At 71.5% G+C, this 15,628-nt stretch carries 10 protein-coding genes and 1 pseudogene; 5 read left to right on the top strand and 6 right to left on the bottom strand.

Annotated elements, in window-relative coordinates:
- Positions 1-378: pseudogene (locus VED21_RS30555) on the top strand (3-carboxy-cis,cis-muconate cycloisomerase); the annotation flags it as partial.
- The gene (locus VED21_RS30550) at positions 375-1,553 is read left to right on the top strand and encodes a 4-hydroxybenzoate 3-monooxygenase (RefSeq protein ID WP_324889259.1); all 1,179 of its coding nucleotides are present in this window, start codon (positions 375-377) and stop codon (positions 1,551-1,553) included. The pseudogene VED21_RS30555 and the gene VED21_RS30550, both read left to right, overlap by 4 nt.
- A gap of 41 nt (positions 1,554-1,594) precedes the next feature.
- On the opposite strand, the gene VED21_RS30545 is transcribed toward VED21_RS30550, so the two are convergent.
- The 4 genes from VED21_RS30545 to VED21_RS30530 all read right to left on the bottom strand — a co-directional run bounded on the left by VED21_RS30545 (position 1,595) and on the right by VED21_RS30530 (position 8,079).
- On the bottom strand, positions 1,595-2,938 hold the full coding sequence (locus VED21_RS30545) for an HlyD family type I secretion periplasmic adaptor subunit (protein WP_324889257.1): 1,344 nt from the start codon (positions 2,936-2,938) through the stop codon (positions 1,595-1,597).
- A gap of 7 nt (positions 2,939-2,945) precedes the next feature.
- Positions 2,946-4,694: a type I secretion system permease/ATPase gene (locus VED21_RS30540; RefSeq protein WP_324889255.1), complete on the bottom strand. Its 1,749-nt coding sequence runs from the start codon at positions 4,692-4,694 to the stop codon at positions 2,946-2,948.
- A 260-nt stretch (positions 4,695-4,954) separates the two neighbouring features.
- Entirely contained in the window at positions 4,955-6,778 is a 1,824-nt protein-coding gene (locus VED21_RS30535; RefSeq protein ID WP_324889253.1) for an ABC transporter ATP-binding protein, read from the bottom strand.
- A gap of 47 nt (positions 6,779-6,825) precedes the next feature.
- Positions 6,826-8,079, bottom strand: a complete 1,254-nt coding sequence (locus VED21_RS30530; protein WP_324889251.1) for a nucleotidyltransferase family protein — start codon at positions 8,077-8,079, stop codon at positions 6,826-6,828.
- A 484-nt stretch (positions 8,080-8,563) separates the two neighbouring features.
- On the opposite strand from VED21_RS30530, the gene VED21_RS30525 reads away from it, so the two are divergent.
- From VED21_RS30525 to VED21_RS30515, 3 genes are all read left to right on the top strand, one after another.
- A complete protein-coding gene (locus tag VED21_RS30525; protein ID WP_324889249.1) occupies positions 8,564-9,889 on the top strand; it encodes an O-antigen ligase family protein in 1,326 nt (441 codons plus the stop codon).
- Complete coding sequence (locus VED21_RS30520; RefSeq protein ID WP_324889247.1) at positions 9,886-11,244, top strand: hypothetical protein; 1,359 nt, start codon at positions 9,886-9,888, stop codon at positions 11,242-11,244. The genes VED21_RS30525 and VED21_RS30520 overlap by 4 nt, the downstream gene beginning before the upstream one ends.
- Positions 11,245-11,391: 147 nt before the next feature.
- On the top strand, positions 11,392-12,582 hold the full coding sequence (locus VED21_RS30515) for a glycosyltransferase (protein ID WP_324889245.1): 1,191 nt from the start codon (positions 11,392-11,394) through the stop codon (positions 12,580-12,582).
- Between the two features lie 47 nt (positions 12,583-12,629).
- Here the strand turns inward: VED21_RS30515 and VED21_RS30510 are convergent, their stop codons facing one another.
- Together VED21_RS30510 and VED21_RS30505 are read right to left on the bottom strand one after the other, a co-directional pair.
- Complete coding sequence (locus VED21_RS30510; protein WP_324889243.1) at positions 12,630-13,382, bottom strand: hypothetical protein; 753 nt, start codon at positions 13,380-13,382, stop codon at positions 12,630-12,632.
- Positions 13,351-15,588 carry a GumC family protein gene (locus VED21_RS30505; RefSeq protein ID WP_324889241.1) on the bottom strand — a complete coding sequence of 746 codons (2,238 nt, stop codon included), beginning with the start codon at positions 15,586-15,588 and terminating at the stop codon, positions 13,351-13,353. The genes VED21_RS30510 and VED21_RS30505 overlap by 32 nt, the downstream gene beginning before the upstream one ends.
- Between the last annotated feature and the right edge of the window lie 40 nt (positions 15,589-15,628).

The following is a 15,628-nucleotide window of genomic DNA, read 5'->3' as shown; positions in this document are numbered from 1 at the left end:
GAATGGCAGGCGCTGCCGGAACTGGGACGGCTCGTGGCCGGCGCGGCGCGGCATGCGGCGGATGCGATTGGCGGGGTGGAGGTCGATGCGGAGCGCATGCGCCGCAACCTGGACCTGACCGGCGGGCTGATCATGGCGGAGGCGGTGACCATGGCGCTGGCCGGCCGGATGGGGCGCCTAGCGGCGCACGAGCGCGTCGCCGAGGCCAGCCGGCGGGCGGTCGCCGAAGGACGGCCGCTGCGCGCCGTGCTGGAAGAGGACGCGGACGTCGCCGGCGCGCTGTCGCCCGCCGACCTGGACCGGCTGTTCGATCCGCTGGCCTATGTCGGCGCGGCGCAGGCGTTCATCGATCGGGTTCTTGGGAGGGCGGGGCCATGAGGACGCAGGTCGGCATCGTCGGCGCCGGGCCGGCGGGCCTCGTGCTCGCCCACCTGCTGCACCTGCACGGCATCGAATCCGTGATCGTCGAGGACCGCAGCCGGGAGTATTGCGCGCACCGCATCCGCGCCGGGGTGCTGGAGCAGGGCACGGCCGACCTGCTGGTGGAGACGGGCGTGGGGGAGCGGCTGCTGCGCGAACGGCTGCTGCACCATGGCATCGACCTGCGCTTCGAGGGGCGGACGCACCGCATCGACTTCGCCGAGCTGACCGGGCGCGCGGTCACCGTGTACGGCCAGCACGAGGTGGTGAAGGACCTGATCGCGGCGCGGCTGGCCGCCGGCCTGCCGATCCTGTTCGAGACGGCGGCCTTGGGGGTGGACGGCGTTGACGGGCCGGCCCCGCGCATCCGCGTGCGTGGGCCGGACGGGCGGGAGGATACGATCGACTGCGATTTCGTGGCGGGATGCGACGGGTTCCGCGGCGTGTGCCGCGCCGCCGTGCCGGCCGGGGCGTTGACGGCGTACGAGCGCGTCTACCCCTACGCCTGGCTGGGCATCCTGGCGCAGGCGCCGCCGTCGTCGGACGAGTTGATCTACACCAGCCACGAGCGCGGCTTCGCGCTGCTCAGCATGCGCTCGCCGGAGTTGTCGCGGCTGTACATCCAGGTTTCCCCCGACGACGACATCGCCGCGTGGTCCGACGCGCGGATCTGGGAGGAGATGCACCGCCGCTTCGCCGCCCCGGAGGAGGGCTGGTCGCTGACCGAGGGGCCGGTCCTGCAGAAGGGCATCACGGCGATGCGCAGCTTCGTGGCCGAGCCGATGCGCTTCGGGCGCCTGTTCCTGGCCGGCGACGCCGCGCACATCGTGCCGCCGACGGGGGCCAAGGGCATGAACCTCGCGGTGGCCGACGTGCGCGTGCTGGCGCGGGCGCTGGAGGCGTTCTACCGGCAGGGGCGGACGGATCGGCTGGACGCGTATTCGCACACCTGCCTGCGGCGGGTGTGGCGGGTGCAGCACTTCTCCTGGTGGATGACGCAGATGCTGCACCGGGACCCGGCCGGCAACCCGTTCGACCGGCGCCGCCAGATCGCCGAGCTGCAGGGCGTCATGGCGTCGCGCGCGGTGGCGCAGGCGCTGGCCGAGAACTACGTCGGCCTGCCGTTCGAATAGCCCGGCTTCCGCCCGATGCGGCGCCGTCACGCCTCGCGCCGTCACTCCTCGCGCATGGCGCGGTGCATGCTGTCGGTGATGGGGGCCAGCAGGTAGTCGATGGCGCGCTGTTCGCCCAGCACGATGGCGACCTCGGCCGGCATGCCCGGCGCCAGGACGACGTTCGGCAGCGCCGCCAGGGCCTTCGGCGACAGGCGCACGCGGGCGACGAAATGGTTCATGCCGGTCGCCGGGTCGGTCACGGCATCGGCCGACATGTAGACCACCTCGCCCTCCACCGCCGGTACCTTGCGCTGCTTGTAGGCCGTCAGGTGGACGTGCGCCTTGAGCCCGACCTGCACCACGTCGATGTCGGTCGGCTGCACCCGCGCCTCGACCAGCAGCGAATCGTCCTGCGGCACGATGTCGAGGATGGCCGTGCCCGGCGCCACCACGCCGCCGGGCGTGAAGTACTTCAGCCCCGTCACCCGCCCGTCCTGCGGCGCCACCATGTCGCGGCGCGTCAGCACGTCGCTGACCGAGCGGATCTGCTCCTCCAGCACGGCGGCCTGGGCCTGGGCGTCCTGCAGCTCCCGCGCGGCCTCGCTGCGGCGCGTGTTGCGCAGCTCCAGGATGCGCAGCTGGGTCTGCGCGACCAGCTGCTCGGCCTTGGCGACGCCGGCCAGCAGCTCGCCCCGGCGCCCCTTGGCGTTGGCGAGTTCGCGCTGCAGGGCGAGCAGGCGGGGCTTGGTCGCCTGCCCCTTCAGCATCAGCTCCTGGATGCCGCGCAGCTCCTCGTCGACGGTGCGGACCGCCTCGCGGTTGGCGTCCATCTGGAAGCGCAGGGCGGTGATCTCTTCCTTGATCTGGTCGATCGCCCGGTGCTGCACCTCGATCTGGCCCTCGTACTGCTCCTTGCGCGCCTTGAACAGGCGCAGCTGCACGGCCATCGCCTCGGCCGCCTCGGGCTTGTCGCGGCTGGCCAGCAGGGAGGCGGGGAAGGTGACCGACGGTTCGTCCAGGTATTCCGCACTCAGGCGGGCGATGCGCGCCTGCGTCGTCCAATACTGGCTCTGGTGCTGCGCCAGCACCGCCGCCGGCTGGGTGGCGTCCAGGCGCAGCAGGACCTGTCCCGCCTTGACCAGATCGCCTTCCTTGACCAGCAGTTCCTTGAGGATGCCGCCTTCCAGGTGCGAGAGGGTCTTGCGGTGGCTCTCGACGATGACGATGCCGGGGGCCAGCGCGGCGCTGTCCAGGCGCGCCAGGAAGCCCCACGCCAGGAAGCCGCCGAAGCCGATCACGATGGTGATGCCGGCGGCCATCAGGGTGGCGCGCAGCGACGGCGGCTCCGCTTCCTTGATCGGGGCGGCGACGGTCGTCTGGCGGGTGGTCAGGGCATACGTCATGACGGCCTCACGCGCCCGGCAGGCGGCCGAGGCCGCCGCTTTCGACCGGGATCGGCGTGGGGCGCGGCGGCGGTGGCGCCAGGTTGAGCTTGCCGAACTTCACCACCTCCTCGCGCGGGCCGAAGTGCTCGATGGTGCCGTCGCGCATGACCAGGACCTTGTCGACGGTGGCCAGCACCGACGGGCGGTGGGCGATGATGATCACGGTGGCGCCGTCGTCCTTGGCCGCCTGGATGGCCTGCAGCAGCGCCGTCTCGCCGGCTTGGTCGAGGTTGGAGTTGGGCTCGTCCAGCACCACCAGCCGCGGCCGGCCGAACAGCGCGCGGGCCAGCGCGATGCGCTGGCGCTGGCCGCCGGACAGCACGAAGTTGGCGTCGCCGATGTGCGTCTCGTAGCCGAAGGGCATGCGGCCGATGATCTCGTGCACGTCGGCGCGCCGCGCCGCCTCGATCACGTCGTGCGGCTCGGCCTCCTGCATGCGGGCGATGTTCTCGCGGATCGTGCCGTCGAGGAGCGCGATGCTCTGCGGCAGATAGCCGGTGTAGCGGCCGAAGCTCTCGCGGCTCCAGGTGTAGACGTTGTGGCCGTCCAGGTAGACGCCGCCGGCGGTCGGCTCCCACACGCCGACCAGCACGCGCGCCAGCGTCGACTTGCCCGACCCCGACGGCCCGACCACGCCCAGTACCTCGCCCGGCTCCAGCTGGAAGGAAATGCCCTTGAGGATGGCGCGGTCGCCGCCGGGCGGCACGAAGACCAGACGCTCCACCTTGACGCGCGGGTCCGGGCGCGGCAGGTCCAGGCCGTGGCGGCGGCTGTCGGTCTTGGAAAGCAGCGTGCGCAGGCGCCGGAAAGCGGCGTAGGCGAACACCCACTGCCGGTAGCCCTCGATCATGTTCTCGAAGGGGATCAGCGCGCGGCCCATGATCAGCATGGCGGCGAACATGCTGCCCGGCGACGCGGACTGGTGCAGGACGACGACGACGGCGGTGGCCGTCAGCGCCACCTGGAGCGACATGCGCACGCCCTTGGACACGGCCGTGATCAGCTTGGCCCGGTCGTGCGAGCGGATCATCAGGTCGACGAAGCGGTTCTGCGAGCGCTGCCAGCGCCGCGTCACCGCCTGCGTCATGCCCATGGCCTCCAGCACCTCGCCGTGGCGGACGGCGGCGCCGATCTCGCTGAACGACTTCACGGCGGCGTCGTTGACCTCCATCAGCGGCCGGCGGGTCGCCAGTTCGTTGATGACGCTCAGCACCAGCAGCAGGACCGACGCGATGAGCGCGATCAGCCCGTACATCGGGTGGAGCAGGAACAGCACGATCAGGAACAGGGGCGAGAACAGCGCCTCCAGCGGCACCAGGACGGCGCTGCCGGTGATGAAGTTGCGCAGGTCGCTGACGTCGCGCACCGCCTGGTTGGCGCTGCTGCTTTCGCCGCGCAGGGTGTCGACGACCGCCGCCTCGAAGGCCGGGCCGTTCAGCCGCGTCGCCACCACGTGGCTGGCCACGACGAAGATGCGGCCGCGCAGGAAATCCAGCACCGCCCACATGGCGATACCCACCACCGCGATGATCGTCAGCATGGTCAGCGTTTCCATGCTGCGGCTGGACATCACGCGGTCGAAGACCTGCATCATGTAGATCGGCACGACCAGCTGCAGGGCATCCAGGAACAGGGTGATCGCCGATGCGATTCCCATGGCCCGGAGGAATTCCGCCTGCGTTTCCTTCAGCACCTCGATACCGCGGTTGACCATCGACGGTCCGTCACCCTTCGCAGGACAGCGGGGCGGCGCGCCCGAGCGCAAAACCCCTTGCGGGAAGGTTGTATGCGCCTTCGCCTGGAGGGTCAACGATGGCGCTTGAAACAAATCCGGTGCAAGCGCCGGCTGCACACGAGGTCACGGATGGCCCCCGGCGCCATGGCCGCGGACGGCGTCGAGGTCGAAGCTCACGGCGGTACTCCCTTTCCCGGGGGCAACGGCGGCGCCCGTTTCGGGTGTCGCCGCGGTGAGCGTCACGGGGGCGCCGCGTGGCCGTCGACCATGCCGAGCCGGGCGAGCAGCGGCGCCGCCTGCCGCGCCACGTCGTCCCACGAGCCGGCGCCGACGACCCGGCCGTGCTCCAGGACGATCACCGTGTCGGCGCTGCGCACGGTCGAGGCGCGGTGCGCGACGACGACGACCGCCAGCTCGTGGCGCAGGCGGTCCAGCGCCGCCAGGACGCGCCGCTCGCTCCCGACGTCGAGCGCGCTGGTGGCCTCGTCGAGGATGAGGAGGGCCGGTCGGCGGACGAGCGCGCGGGCCAGGGCCAGACGCTGCCGCTCGCCGCCGGAGAGGCGGCTGCCGCGCTCGCCGACCACGGTATCCAGCCCGTCCGGTAGGGCGCGCACGAAGTCGGCCGCCGCCGCGCGCTCCAGCGCGTCCCACAGCGCCGGTTCGCCGGCCTCCGGCGCGGCCATCGTCAGGTTGGCGCGGATCGTGTCGTGGAACAGGAAGCTGTCCTGGGGAACGTAGCCGGCGCGCCGCCGCCAGGCCTGCCGCGCGGCGCCCTCCAGCGGCCGGCCGTCGACCAGGATGCGGCCGCCGTCCGGCGCCAGGAGGCCGAGCAGTAGGTCGGCCAGCGTCGATTTTCCCGCCCCGGACGGGCCGATCACCGCGGTGATGCCGCGCGCGGGGATCTCGGCGTCCACGCCGGCCAGCGCGGGCGGATCGCCCTCGGCGTGGCGGAAGACCACGCCCTCCAGACGCAGGCCCCGCGTGAAGGGCGGCGGCTCGACCGTGCCGGACCCGGCCGGCTCGGCCGCCGCCCGGCACTGGTCCAGGAGGTCGGTCAGGGCGGCGTGCGCCGGCAGCGCGTGCAGCACCGTCCGGTAGCCGTCCCGCAGCGCCAGCCCCGCCGACGCCAGCCGGGCGAAGGCGACGACCAGCACCAGCGTGTCCGCCAGCGGCACCGCGAAGCCGCGCACGGCAAGCACCACCACCAGCGCCGTGGCCGCCGCCGCCACCACGCGGGCGACCGCCCGTTCGGTTCCGGAGGTCCGCTGGTGGTCGAGGACGTTCGCGCGCGCCGCCGCGGCGCGCTCGGCGAAGCGCTGGCGCCGCGCCGGTTCCAGCCCGTGGCTGCGCACCACCCGCATGCCGGTGATGTCCTCGGCAAGGTCGGCGTGCAGCGCGCGGCCCAGGTGCTGCATGGAGCGGCCGAGCTGGTAGGTGCGCCGGTTCAGGGGGCGCATGGCCAGCGCCATGACGGCGGCGAGGACGAGCGCCCCGCCGGTGAGCAGCGGCGACAGGATGGCGGCGACGGCCAGCAGCGCCGGCACCTGCAGCCCGGCGGCGCCCAGGCGCAGCAGGAACTCCACGCCCATGCCGGTGCGCCCGGCCTCCTCGGTCAGCGCCTGCTGGACGGCGCCGGCGCGCAGCCGCGCGAAGGTGCGCCATTCGGTGGCGAGCAGGGCGGCGTGCAGGCGGGTGCGCAGGCGGTCCATGAAGGCCAACCGCAGCCTGAGCGCCGCCAGCGTGCGGGCACGCACCACCCACGCCGCGGCGGCGACGAGAACCAGATAGGCGGCCAGCGCGCCCTCCAGCCCGACGGGGCCGACCCCGAGCGCCGCCAGCCAGCCGGCCACCCGCCCCGATCCCGTGATGCCCAGCAGATCGAGCAGCGGCACCAGGAGCATGAGGCCGGCGCCCTCGGCGAAGGCGGCGACCGCCATCAGAGCCGCCACGGCGGCCAGACGCCGCGGGCTGGTGGAGCGCACCACGTCGCGCACCAGCGCGGCGAGGCGCCGCCGTGGGGAATCGGCGGGCGGGGATGAGGGAAGGCGGGCGGAATCGGACACGCGGGACGGCTTTCGCAACGGACGGTTTTCGCAGCGGATGGCGGGCGTCAGTCCGGCGGCGCCTTGTGCCCCGCCGGCCGCTTCCGGCGCGCGTTGCGCACCACCCACCCGACGGGCCGCAGGAACGGATACAACCACAGCAACCGGTCGGGTAGCGGAAAAACACCCCAGTCGACGGGGTTGGCGAGGTCCGCGCGCAGTTCGTCCCAGCCGTGGCGCCAGTCGTCCTTGAACGAATAGAGGTAAAGCCGCCGCCACGCCTCGCGGCAAAGCCACGCGGCGCTGCCCTCGCGGGGCATGTCCAGCCACCGGGATCCGGTGAAGAAGCGGGCGACGAAGCGCCGGGCGCGGCGGCCGTCGCGTCCCCCGGCGTGCCAGTGCCCGGCGTGCGGGTGCCCGGCGTGCGGGTGGCCGGGCAGCGGCAGCCCGAGCCAGCCGTGCCCCAGCGTCACCATGAGGCGCATGGCCGCGCGCAGCCCGGCCGCCTCCGCCTGGGCCAGCGCCCCTGCGGCGCCTTCGGCGTCCTTCAGCAGCGCCGTCAGGTCGGCCAGCCAGCACAGCCGCTCCCAGCAGTGGTGGGCGCCGTGGACGCACAGGTAGAGCGCCAGCACGCGCCGGGGCAGGGTGGCGACGGCCACGCCGGCCAGCGCCACGTCGACCCGGTCGCGCCAGAGGGAGTCGAAATCGGCTTCCAGCCGGCGGGGATTCGCGGTCAGGCGCTGGTGCAGCTCGACCACGAGGCCGCGCCCGGCGTCGCGGTAGGTCAGGTCGCGGAACAGCCGCTGGCCGGCGGCGCGGCGGGCCGGGGAGATGGCCGGCCCGTCGAGCCGGTAGCCGGCCGCGGCGAGCACGGCATCCGCCTCCCAGAACCGGGCGGGGTCGACCAGCAGGTCGATGTCGCCCGGTCCACGCATGGCGAGGTTTCCGTAAAGCTGCTGCGACAGCACCACGCCCTTCAGCACCAGCACCCGGATGTCCGCCGCCGCGAACAGGCGGACGAGGCGGACCACCTCGGCGGCGTGCGCCAGACACCGGCGGGTATCGGCCGCCGCCGCCCGGCGCAGCGCGGCCAGGACGTCCGGCGGCACGTCCGCCGCGCCGTCGGCCTGGAGCCCGGCAAGGACGAGCGCCGTCGCGCGGTGCCGCGCCGCCCCCCGAAGCACGGCCGCCCAGTCCGGCCCCGCCGCCATCGCGGCGCGCAGGGCCGTGACGTCGCCGTTCCCCTGCGCCCGCCGCACCGCCGCGCAGAGCAGCCGGAACTCCGGCGCCAGCGGCGCCAGGATGTCTGCGGCGCCGGTCATGGCTAGGGCGACGTCCGCCCGAAGACGCCTTCCCGCGGCAGGCCGGTCTTCGGCGATGGTCCGCCGGGGCGGGCCGCACGCGGAGGGGTGCCGGGTGTCCCCCCTTCTGCGACCGCAACGTCCAGTTCCGCTGTGCCCACGGTTCATTCTCCGAGGTGGATCGCCTGCCGTCCCTGCGCCCGCAGTCGTACCATGCATCGCCCGCCCCGTCAGCCGCCAAGCCGGCCGGCCGGTGTCGGCCGACCGGTGTTGCCCGTCGGGTGTTGGCCGGGCCGGGAGCGCCAAAACTGTCCCACACGGGAGCATTGACGGCACGGTTTGGATGCCGGTACGGTCCGGACCATGGACAGGACTCCGTGGCCGCGTGTGTTGCCGCATGCCCCGGTATGACCCCATGGGTTTTTGAATTCTTCACACGGCTTCGGCGGGTTGATCTTCCCCGATGAGACGATTCCTTCAGACGTCATGCCTCTACGTCATCGGGTTGCTGCTGGTTGGCTATGTGCTTGGCGGCCGTGGTTTCGCTCATGTCGGGGTGCCGCCGATCTATGTTGGCGAGGTTGTCCTGCTCCTCAGCCTTGTCCTGTACCTGTGCGCGCCTGATTTCCGTATATTTGCCGATTCGCGCATCCTTTGGCTTCTGATCGCGTTCGATTTGTGGTGCTTGTCCAGATCGCTTCCCCATCTCGAAGAATACGGGGTCGACACGCTGCGCGACTCCGCGCTCTACGGCTATTCGGCCTTCGCGTTCATCGTCGCGTCGCTGATGAACGATCGCCACATGGTCCGCGGCCTCGTCATCGCGTTCGACCGGGCATTGAGCGTCAGCGTGGTGCTCCTGCCCCTGTTCATCGTCATGGCCCCGCGCCTGGCCAATGGTCCCATTGATTACGTCCCGTTCATCCTGCTCAAGGCCGGCGACGTCGCCGTGCACCTTTCCGGGGTTCTGGCGTTTCGGCTGCTTCGGCTGCGGGAGGCGATGGCGCCCGGCCACCCGTTGCCGCGCTGGCTTCCGGACTGGCTCTTCTGGTCGTCGTGGATGGCCGCGGCCCTGTGGGTGATCGCCGGCGCCCGCGGCGGGCTGCTGGCCATGGCCGCCGGCATCCTGGTCGTTTTCCTGTTCGGCTATGGGCGCCGGCCGGTGGCGTTGTTCGTCGCTGCCCTCGTCGGCGTGCTGACCGTGATGGCCGTGTTCGGCATTCGCATCGAAACGGAACGGCGCGAGATTTCGGCCGAGCAGATTCTCGCCAACGTTCTCAGCATCACCGGCGAGCGGCCTGCCGATGCCGTCGGCATCGACGCGGTCGAGCTTGAATCCACCGCCACGTGGCGATTGCTGTGGTGGGAGGACATTCTCGATTACACCCTGTTCGGCGAGTATTTCTGGACCGGCAAGGGGTTCGGCGAGAATCTGGCCGATTCAGACGGGTACCAGGTTTCCGAACTGGGGGATTTGCGCAGTCCGCACAACGGCCATCTGACGGTTCTGGCCAGAGCCGGCGTGCCGGGGCTCGTGCTGTGGGGGGGCCTGCACGTCGCCTTCGTGACGGCGCTGATCCGCATGGCCATCAGGATGAAGCACGCGGGGGCCGATGCCTGGCAGCGGGCGAACGTGTGGATCCTGGCGACGTGGGCCGCGGCCGCGGTCAACGCCACCTTCGATGTCTATCTGGAAGGCCCGCAAGGCGGCATCTGGTACTGGTCGATCATAGGAACCGGACTGGCGGTGCTGGCCGTCGAGCGGCGCATGCTGATGGCGCAGGCCGGCGGCACCCGCGCGGGCGTTCTCCGGCCCCGGGCCGTGTCATGACGGTGCGGGGGTTTCTGGCGGCGCGGCCCGACACGCTCCTGGCCCATCTGATCGCCACCGGCGTCGGCGAATTCGTGTACCGCATCACGCAACTCCTGACGGTTGCCCTGGCGGGGTGGGTCCTCGGCGCCGCGGACCTGGGCGTCATCGGCATCGCCTGGTCGCTGACGGCCATCGCGGCGGGAATCGTGCAGGCCGGATCCGAGCATGCCGGGACCCACCGTCTGGCCGTGTCGCCGCCGGACCAGGGGGCGCGGATCCTCACGGACGTGTCGGCCCTCAAGCTGGGCCTGATCCTGGCGGCGGTGCCGGTCCTCTTCGGCGTGCAGACGGTGTTGGGATACGTGGACGCCGGGTCGCGGCTTCAACTGGCGGCCCAGGTGTGCTCGATGGCGCTCGTCTCGCTGGGTTATGGCTGGGCGCTGAACGGGCTGGGCCGCTTCTACGAGCAGGGACTGATCAGGCTGTTCCAGGGCCTTGCCACGCTCGTGCTGCTGGTTCTCCTTCTGCTCGTCTTCCGATCGCCGCTGGCCGTGCCGGTTGCCGAGGGGGCGGCGGCCATGCTGGCGATCGTCGTCGCCCGCCGCCGTCTCGGCCCCTTTGCGCGCCTGTCCCTGCCGTCGCTCACGGCCGTGCGCGAGCTTGCCAGGCCGGCCATTCCCCTGGGATTCGCGGCCACAGTGGGAACCGTGATCTGGCAGGCGCCGATCCTGTCCGCCGCGCGGTGGACCCCGATTGAGGAGGTCAGCCATCTGTCGGTGCTGTTCCGCCTCATGCTTGGCCTGCACCCGTTCCTGAACGTCGCGCTGCAGACCATCTATCCCTCCCTGGCGCGGACGATGGCGTCGGATCCGCACCGCGGCCGGGAAATGGTGTTCGTCCTGACGCTCCACGCGTCCGTGGCGATGACGGCCGTCGTCGTCGTGCTGGCCGGCATGAGCGAAATCCTGGTGCCCACGATTCTGGGGCCGCACTTTCCGCAAGCCGCGCCGCTCTTCCGCCTGCTCGTTCCGGTCATGGTGCCGTTCACCATCGCCGCGGCGCTGACCTCCGCGCTGGTCGCCCGCGGGCAGGCCCGGACCATCGTCTGTGTCACCACGGCGACGGCGGCGATGGCGGCCGTGGCCAGCAACGGCGCGTTCTGGCTCTGGCCCACGGCGACGGGGGCTTTGGTCTTCCATGGGGTGCTGTGGGGACAGGCCGCCATGACGGGGATCGCCGCGTGGCGATGCGGGGTGATCGGCCGGCCGGCCGCTGCATGGAACGTCTGGCTGAACCCGTTGACGCTCGGGCGGATGGTCCATCTGGAGCGCGCCGGGACCATGTCCGGCGCTTCGCTGCACCCGGCCAAATGATGGGCGTGGACGCCGGTGCATGCGGAGCCGGCGGCTCGTTGAGCCGGACAGGCCGCTGCGTCATGGAACCGTGCCGGCCCCGCAAACGACTGTAGATACGCCGACGTGCCAGCGAGGCTCGTCCGTTGCACACCACCAGGAGCGATCATGCGCGTGCTTTTGGTCCATGAACGATACCGCTTGCGCGGCGGCGAAGACGTCGCCGTCGAAGCCGAGGAGGCATTGCTGAGGGAGCATGGAGTCGACGTCGCGAGCCTGATCGAAGACAACAATCGCATCCAGGGCGGCGGCACGCTGGGTTTGGCCTTGCGCTCCATCTGGTCGCGCGAAGGCTATGACCTGGTGTCCCGCGCCATCGCCGCGCACCGGCCCGACATCGTGCACGTCCACAACACCTTTCCCCTCCTGTCCCCGGCCGTCTACGACGCCATCCGGGCGCATGGCCTGCCGGTCGTCCAAACACTTCATAATTTCCGGCTTCTGTGCGCCAACGGATTTTTGCTGAAACAGGGGGCGCCGTGCCAGGAGTGCCTGACCCGTCTGGTAAAGTGGCCGGCCGTCGCCCACGCCTGCTATCGCGGGGATCGCAAGGCGAGCGCCGCCGTCGCGGCAATCGTCGGCATTCACAAGGCCCTGGGCACCTGGAGAAACAAGGTCGATCTGTTTCTCGCCCTCAATCCCCACTCACGGGACCTGTTCATAGAAGGCGGATTGCCGCCCGATCACGTCGACGTCTGCCCGCCCGCGGTCCGCGATCCGGGACCGGCAGCCGCATCCGCATCCGACCGCAGAGGCGCGCTCTTCGTCGGCCGGCTGAGCCCGGAAAAGGGCATCGAGACCCTGATCGAGGCTTGGCGCGGCGTCGACATGCCCCTCGACGTCGTCGGCGAAGGGCCACTGTCCGAACGTTTGGCGCGGCTGGCTCCGGCGCATGTGCGCTTCCACGGCGGGCTGTCGGCATCGGGCGTGTCGGCGGCCATGACGCGTGCCGCCGTTCTCATGTTCCCGTCGCTCTGGTACGAGAACTTCCCGCTGGTCGTGGCGGAGGCCATGGCGCACGGCCTGCCGACCCTCGCATCGTCGGACAGCGCGGTTGTCCACATGCTCGAGGACGGGGTGTCCGGACGCTTTGCCCGTCCCGGCGACGTCGCCGAGTGGCGCGCGAAGGCGGCCGCGATGATGGCGCAGCCGGACATGCTGCACCGGATGGGAGCCGCCGCGCGCCGCACGTTCGAAACGCGCTTTTCCGCCGCACCGGCCTTCGCACGGCGCATGGAACTCTACCAGGGACTTCTGAACGCCCGCACCAATCCCCGCACGGACGTCGACGCCGCCTGATTTAGCCGGGCGCGTGACGCGTCCATCCCTCCGCGGTCGGCGGTGTTCTACTGCCGTGGGCCGTGCAGGCGAAGGTAGAGAGCCATGTCGTCCTCCGACACCGCGGCCAGCGCGTTGCGCACCAGCGGCCCGGCTTCCGGCCGGGCGCCGAGCCGGGCGACGAAATTCGGATCCGCCACCCACATCAGGCGGACCTGCCGTTCCAGCAGCTCGACGACCTCCCGGTCCATGGCCGGCAGAAGCCGCAGCGCCAGATCGATGCGCGACGGCATGAGTGCCGGGATGAAGGAGCCGGACAGCATCGACATGCGCAGCGCGGCCACCGCCGCCTTCACGTCGCCTTCCCAGTTGCGCAGATGGGCCAGACGAAGCCAGACGCTGGGCTGGCCGGGCGCGCGGGTGAGCGATGCCACCGTCGCCTCCGTGGCGGCGGCGAGAAGCTCCTTCCGCTCGGCGCCCACCGCCGCATCGGCCGCGCGCAGGAGCAGCAGCCCCCGGTCGCCCTCCAGCTCGCCGTCGCGCACCCAGCGGTACGCCGACGCCAGATCCGCCGACGCCGCGGCGAGTGCCTGAGGCTGCACAGCCTCGGCGCCGGAGTGGACGTCCCACAGAACGGCGCGGGCGTCGAGCGTCGCCACGCCGGCAACCAGACGCGGCAGCCCGAACGCCAGGAGCAGGCAGCCCGCCACCCCGGCCACCACCGCGGCCCCCCGGTGCGAGGGGGCGGAGCGGGGAGGGGCGGGCGCCCGTGCCTCGATGGCCGCCGTCTCACTCGCCGTAGTAGTCGCGGTATCGGCCATAATACTGTCCGTAGTCGCCATAGCCGTAGCGGGTGTGCTTGCGCTGGTTCACCTGCGACAGGACGGTGCCGTACGGGTTCACCCCGGCGGCGCGCAGCAGCTTCATGCCGTTGCGCACGGCGTCGCGCGGCGTCGAGTTCCAGCGGATCAGATAGACGACGCGGTCGGCGATCCGGGCGAGGATGCGCGAATCGGCCACGGCCAGCACCGGTGGCGAGTCGATGACGATGCGGGTGTAGCGCTTCAGCAGGTCGCCGAGAAGGGCCTCGACCTGGGGCCCCTGGATGATTTCGGCGACGTTCCCGTAGCTGCCGGCCGGAAGGAAGTCGAGGCTGCCGCCGATGCCCGGCTGGACGACCTCGTCGAAGGCGGCTTCGCCGGCCAGGAGCTGGGCCAGACCACGCTCTCCGTCGACGCCCAGCGCCTTGTGCAGGCGGGGGCGGTGGACGTCGCCGTCGATAAGGAGCACCCGGTCATCCACCTTCGAGAACAGCAGCGCCAGGCACAGCGAAACGAAGGTCTTGCCTTCCTTGGGCACCGAGGAGGTGACCAGGACCACCCGGCTGGCCTCCGCGCCGTCGCCGAGGTGGAGCGCGGTGCGCAGGCTGCGAACGCCGTCGGCCAGAGCCGACCGGGGACGCTGCAGCACCTCGTCGACCGGACGGTCGGTGCTGCCGCGGTGAAGCGGGATCATGGCGAGCGTCGGCAGCCCGGTCAGCTCCTCCGCGTCGTCGGCCGACCGCACCGCGTTGTCGAGGCGGTCGATGACGAAGACCAGCGCGATCCCGCCCAGCAGCGACAGCAGCGCCGACAGCCCGAGGACGGACCGCGTGGCCGGGAAGGACGCCATGACCGGAACATCGGCCGGCGACACGATGCGGGCGTTGGCGCGCTGCATGCGCTCCTGCTCGGCCTCGCGCTTGAAGCGGCCCAGGAACGCCTCGTACAGGCTCTTGCTGGCCTCCGCCTGACGTTCCAGCTCGCGCAGCCGCACCTCCGCCGCGCCGGCCACGTTGGTCTGGCGCCGCAGGCCGTCGAGTTCCCGCTCCAGCGAGTGGACGCCGGCCGCGGCCACCTCCACGTCGTTGGCGATGGAGGCGGCGATCTTCTCGATCTCCCCCGCGATCTTGCCGCGCAGGTCGTTGAGGTCGGCGCGCAGGCCGAGCATGCGCGGGTGGCGGTCGCCGTAGGTCTTCAGCGCCTCCGACATCTCGCGGGACTTCATCGCCTCCTGCTCGCGCAGGCGCTGGATGAGTTGCGACTGCAGGACGTCGGTCGACGTGTCGACGCTGCCGCGGGTGCGGACGAGCACGCGCACCTGGTCCAGCCGCGCCTGCTTCTGCGCCAGATCGGCGCGCGCCAGCACCAGGCGCGAATTGAGTTCGGAGAGCTGCTGGTCGTTGACGGTGGCCTGACGCTCGTTCTTGCGCCGCAGGTCGTGTTCGGAGCGGAACTGCTCGACCGCGTTCTCGGCGGCGACCACGTCGCGGCGCAGCGCGTCGAGGCGCTCGCCGAGCCAGCCGGTGACGCGCCGCGCCTCCTCGAAGCTCGCCTCCAGGCGGTCGACCACGTACAGCTCGGCCACGGTGTTGGCGATAAGCGCAGCCTTCTCGCGGTCCTCAGAGACGTACTGCACGGTGATGATGTAGGAGCGGCGCTGCGGGCGCACCGTCAGGCGCGAGGAAAAGGCGCGCACGATGCGTGCCCGCTCGATGTCCTCGCGGGCGGTCGGCCCCAGCTTCTGCGGCTCCTCGCCGCGCGAGATCCACGACACCGGGATCCAGGACATCGGGTTGAGCGACGCCAGGAAGGTGGCCAGCGGCCGCGGCTCGCGCAGCTTGGCGTTGAACTCCGGATCTTCGTCGAGCCGCAGCTTGGTGACGACGCGGCGCGCGAGAACGGTCGAGGCGATGAGTTCCGCCTCGGTCTGAACCACGGCTTCGCTCACGCGCTGGCGCGCCACCGTCATCGTGCGGTCGGCCAGCACGTCGTTGGTTTCCGGCGCCTCGATCATGATCTGCGCCGTGGCGGTGTAGCGGGGCGTCGTCTGCTTCAGCACCAGCACGGCGGGAACCAGCACCAGCGCCATGCAGACGAGGATGATGAATTTGCCACGCCAGACCAGCCGCCAGGCCCAGCGGGCGCCCTGGCGGAAGTCGATCATGGTCTGGGAAGGCGGCAACGACAGAGATTCGCGATCGGTCATGGGCCCCGAGTGGGCCTCCTCGCCGTGGTCGGGACGTGTG

Origin of the sequence: Azospirillum sp. (assembly GCF_035627195.1) — a bacterium.
In the GTDB taxonomy this organism is placed as follows: Bacteria; Pseudomonadota; Alphaproteobacteria; order Azospirillales; family Azospirillaceae; genus Azospirillum.
Note: the sequence above shows the minus strand (reverse complement) of the source record. Positions and strands in the feature narration are given on the sequence as shown.

Coding starts and splice junctions, on each gene's coding strand:
- VED21_RS30510 (WP_324889243.1), bottom strand. CDS start 13,382: ATGGCCGATACCGCGACTACTACGGCGAGTGAGACGGCGGCCATCGAG.
- VED21_RS30505 (WP_324889241.1), bottom strand. CDS start 15,588: ATGACCGATCGCGAATCTCTGTCGTTGCCGCCTTCCCAGACCATGATC.
- VED21_RS30545 (WP_324889257.1), bottom strand. CDS start 2,938: ATGACGTATGCCCTGACCACCCGCCAGACGACCGTCGCCGCCCCGATC.
- VED21_RS30540 (WP_324889255.1), bottom strand. CDS start 4,694: ATGGTCAACCGCGGTATCGAGGTGCTGAAGGAAACGCAGGCGGAATTC.
- VED21_RS30515 (WP_324889245.1), top strand. CDS start 11,392: ATGCGCGTGCTTTTGGTCCATGAACGATACCGCTTGCGCGGCGGCGAA.
- VED21_RS30520 (WP_324889247.1), top strand. CDS start 9,886: ATGACGGTGCGGGGGTTTCTGGCGGCGCGGCCCGACACGCTCCTGGCC.
- VED21_RS30530 (WP_324889251.1), bottom strand. CDS start 8,079: ATGACCGGCGCCGCAGACATCCTGGCGCCGCTGGCGCCGGAGTTCCGG.
- VED21_RS30550 (WP_324889259.1), top strand. CDS start 375: ATGAGGACGCAGGTCGGCATCGTCGGCGCCGGGCCGGCGGGCCTCGTG.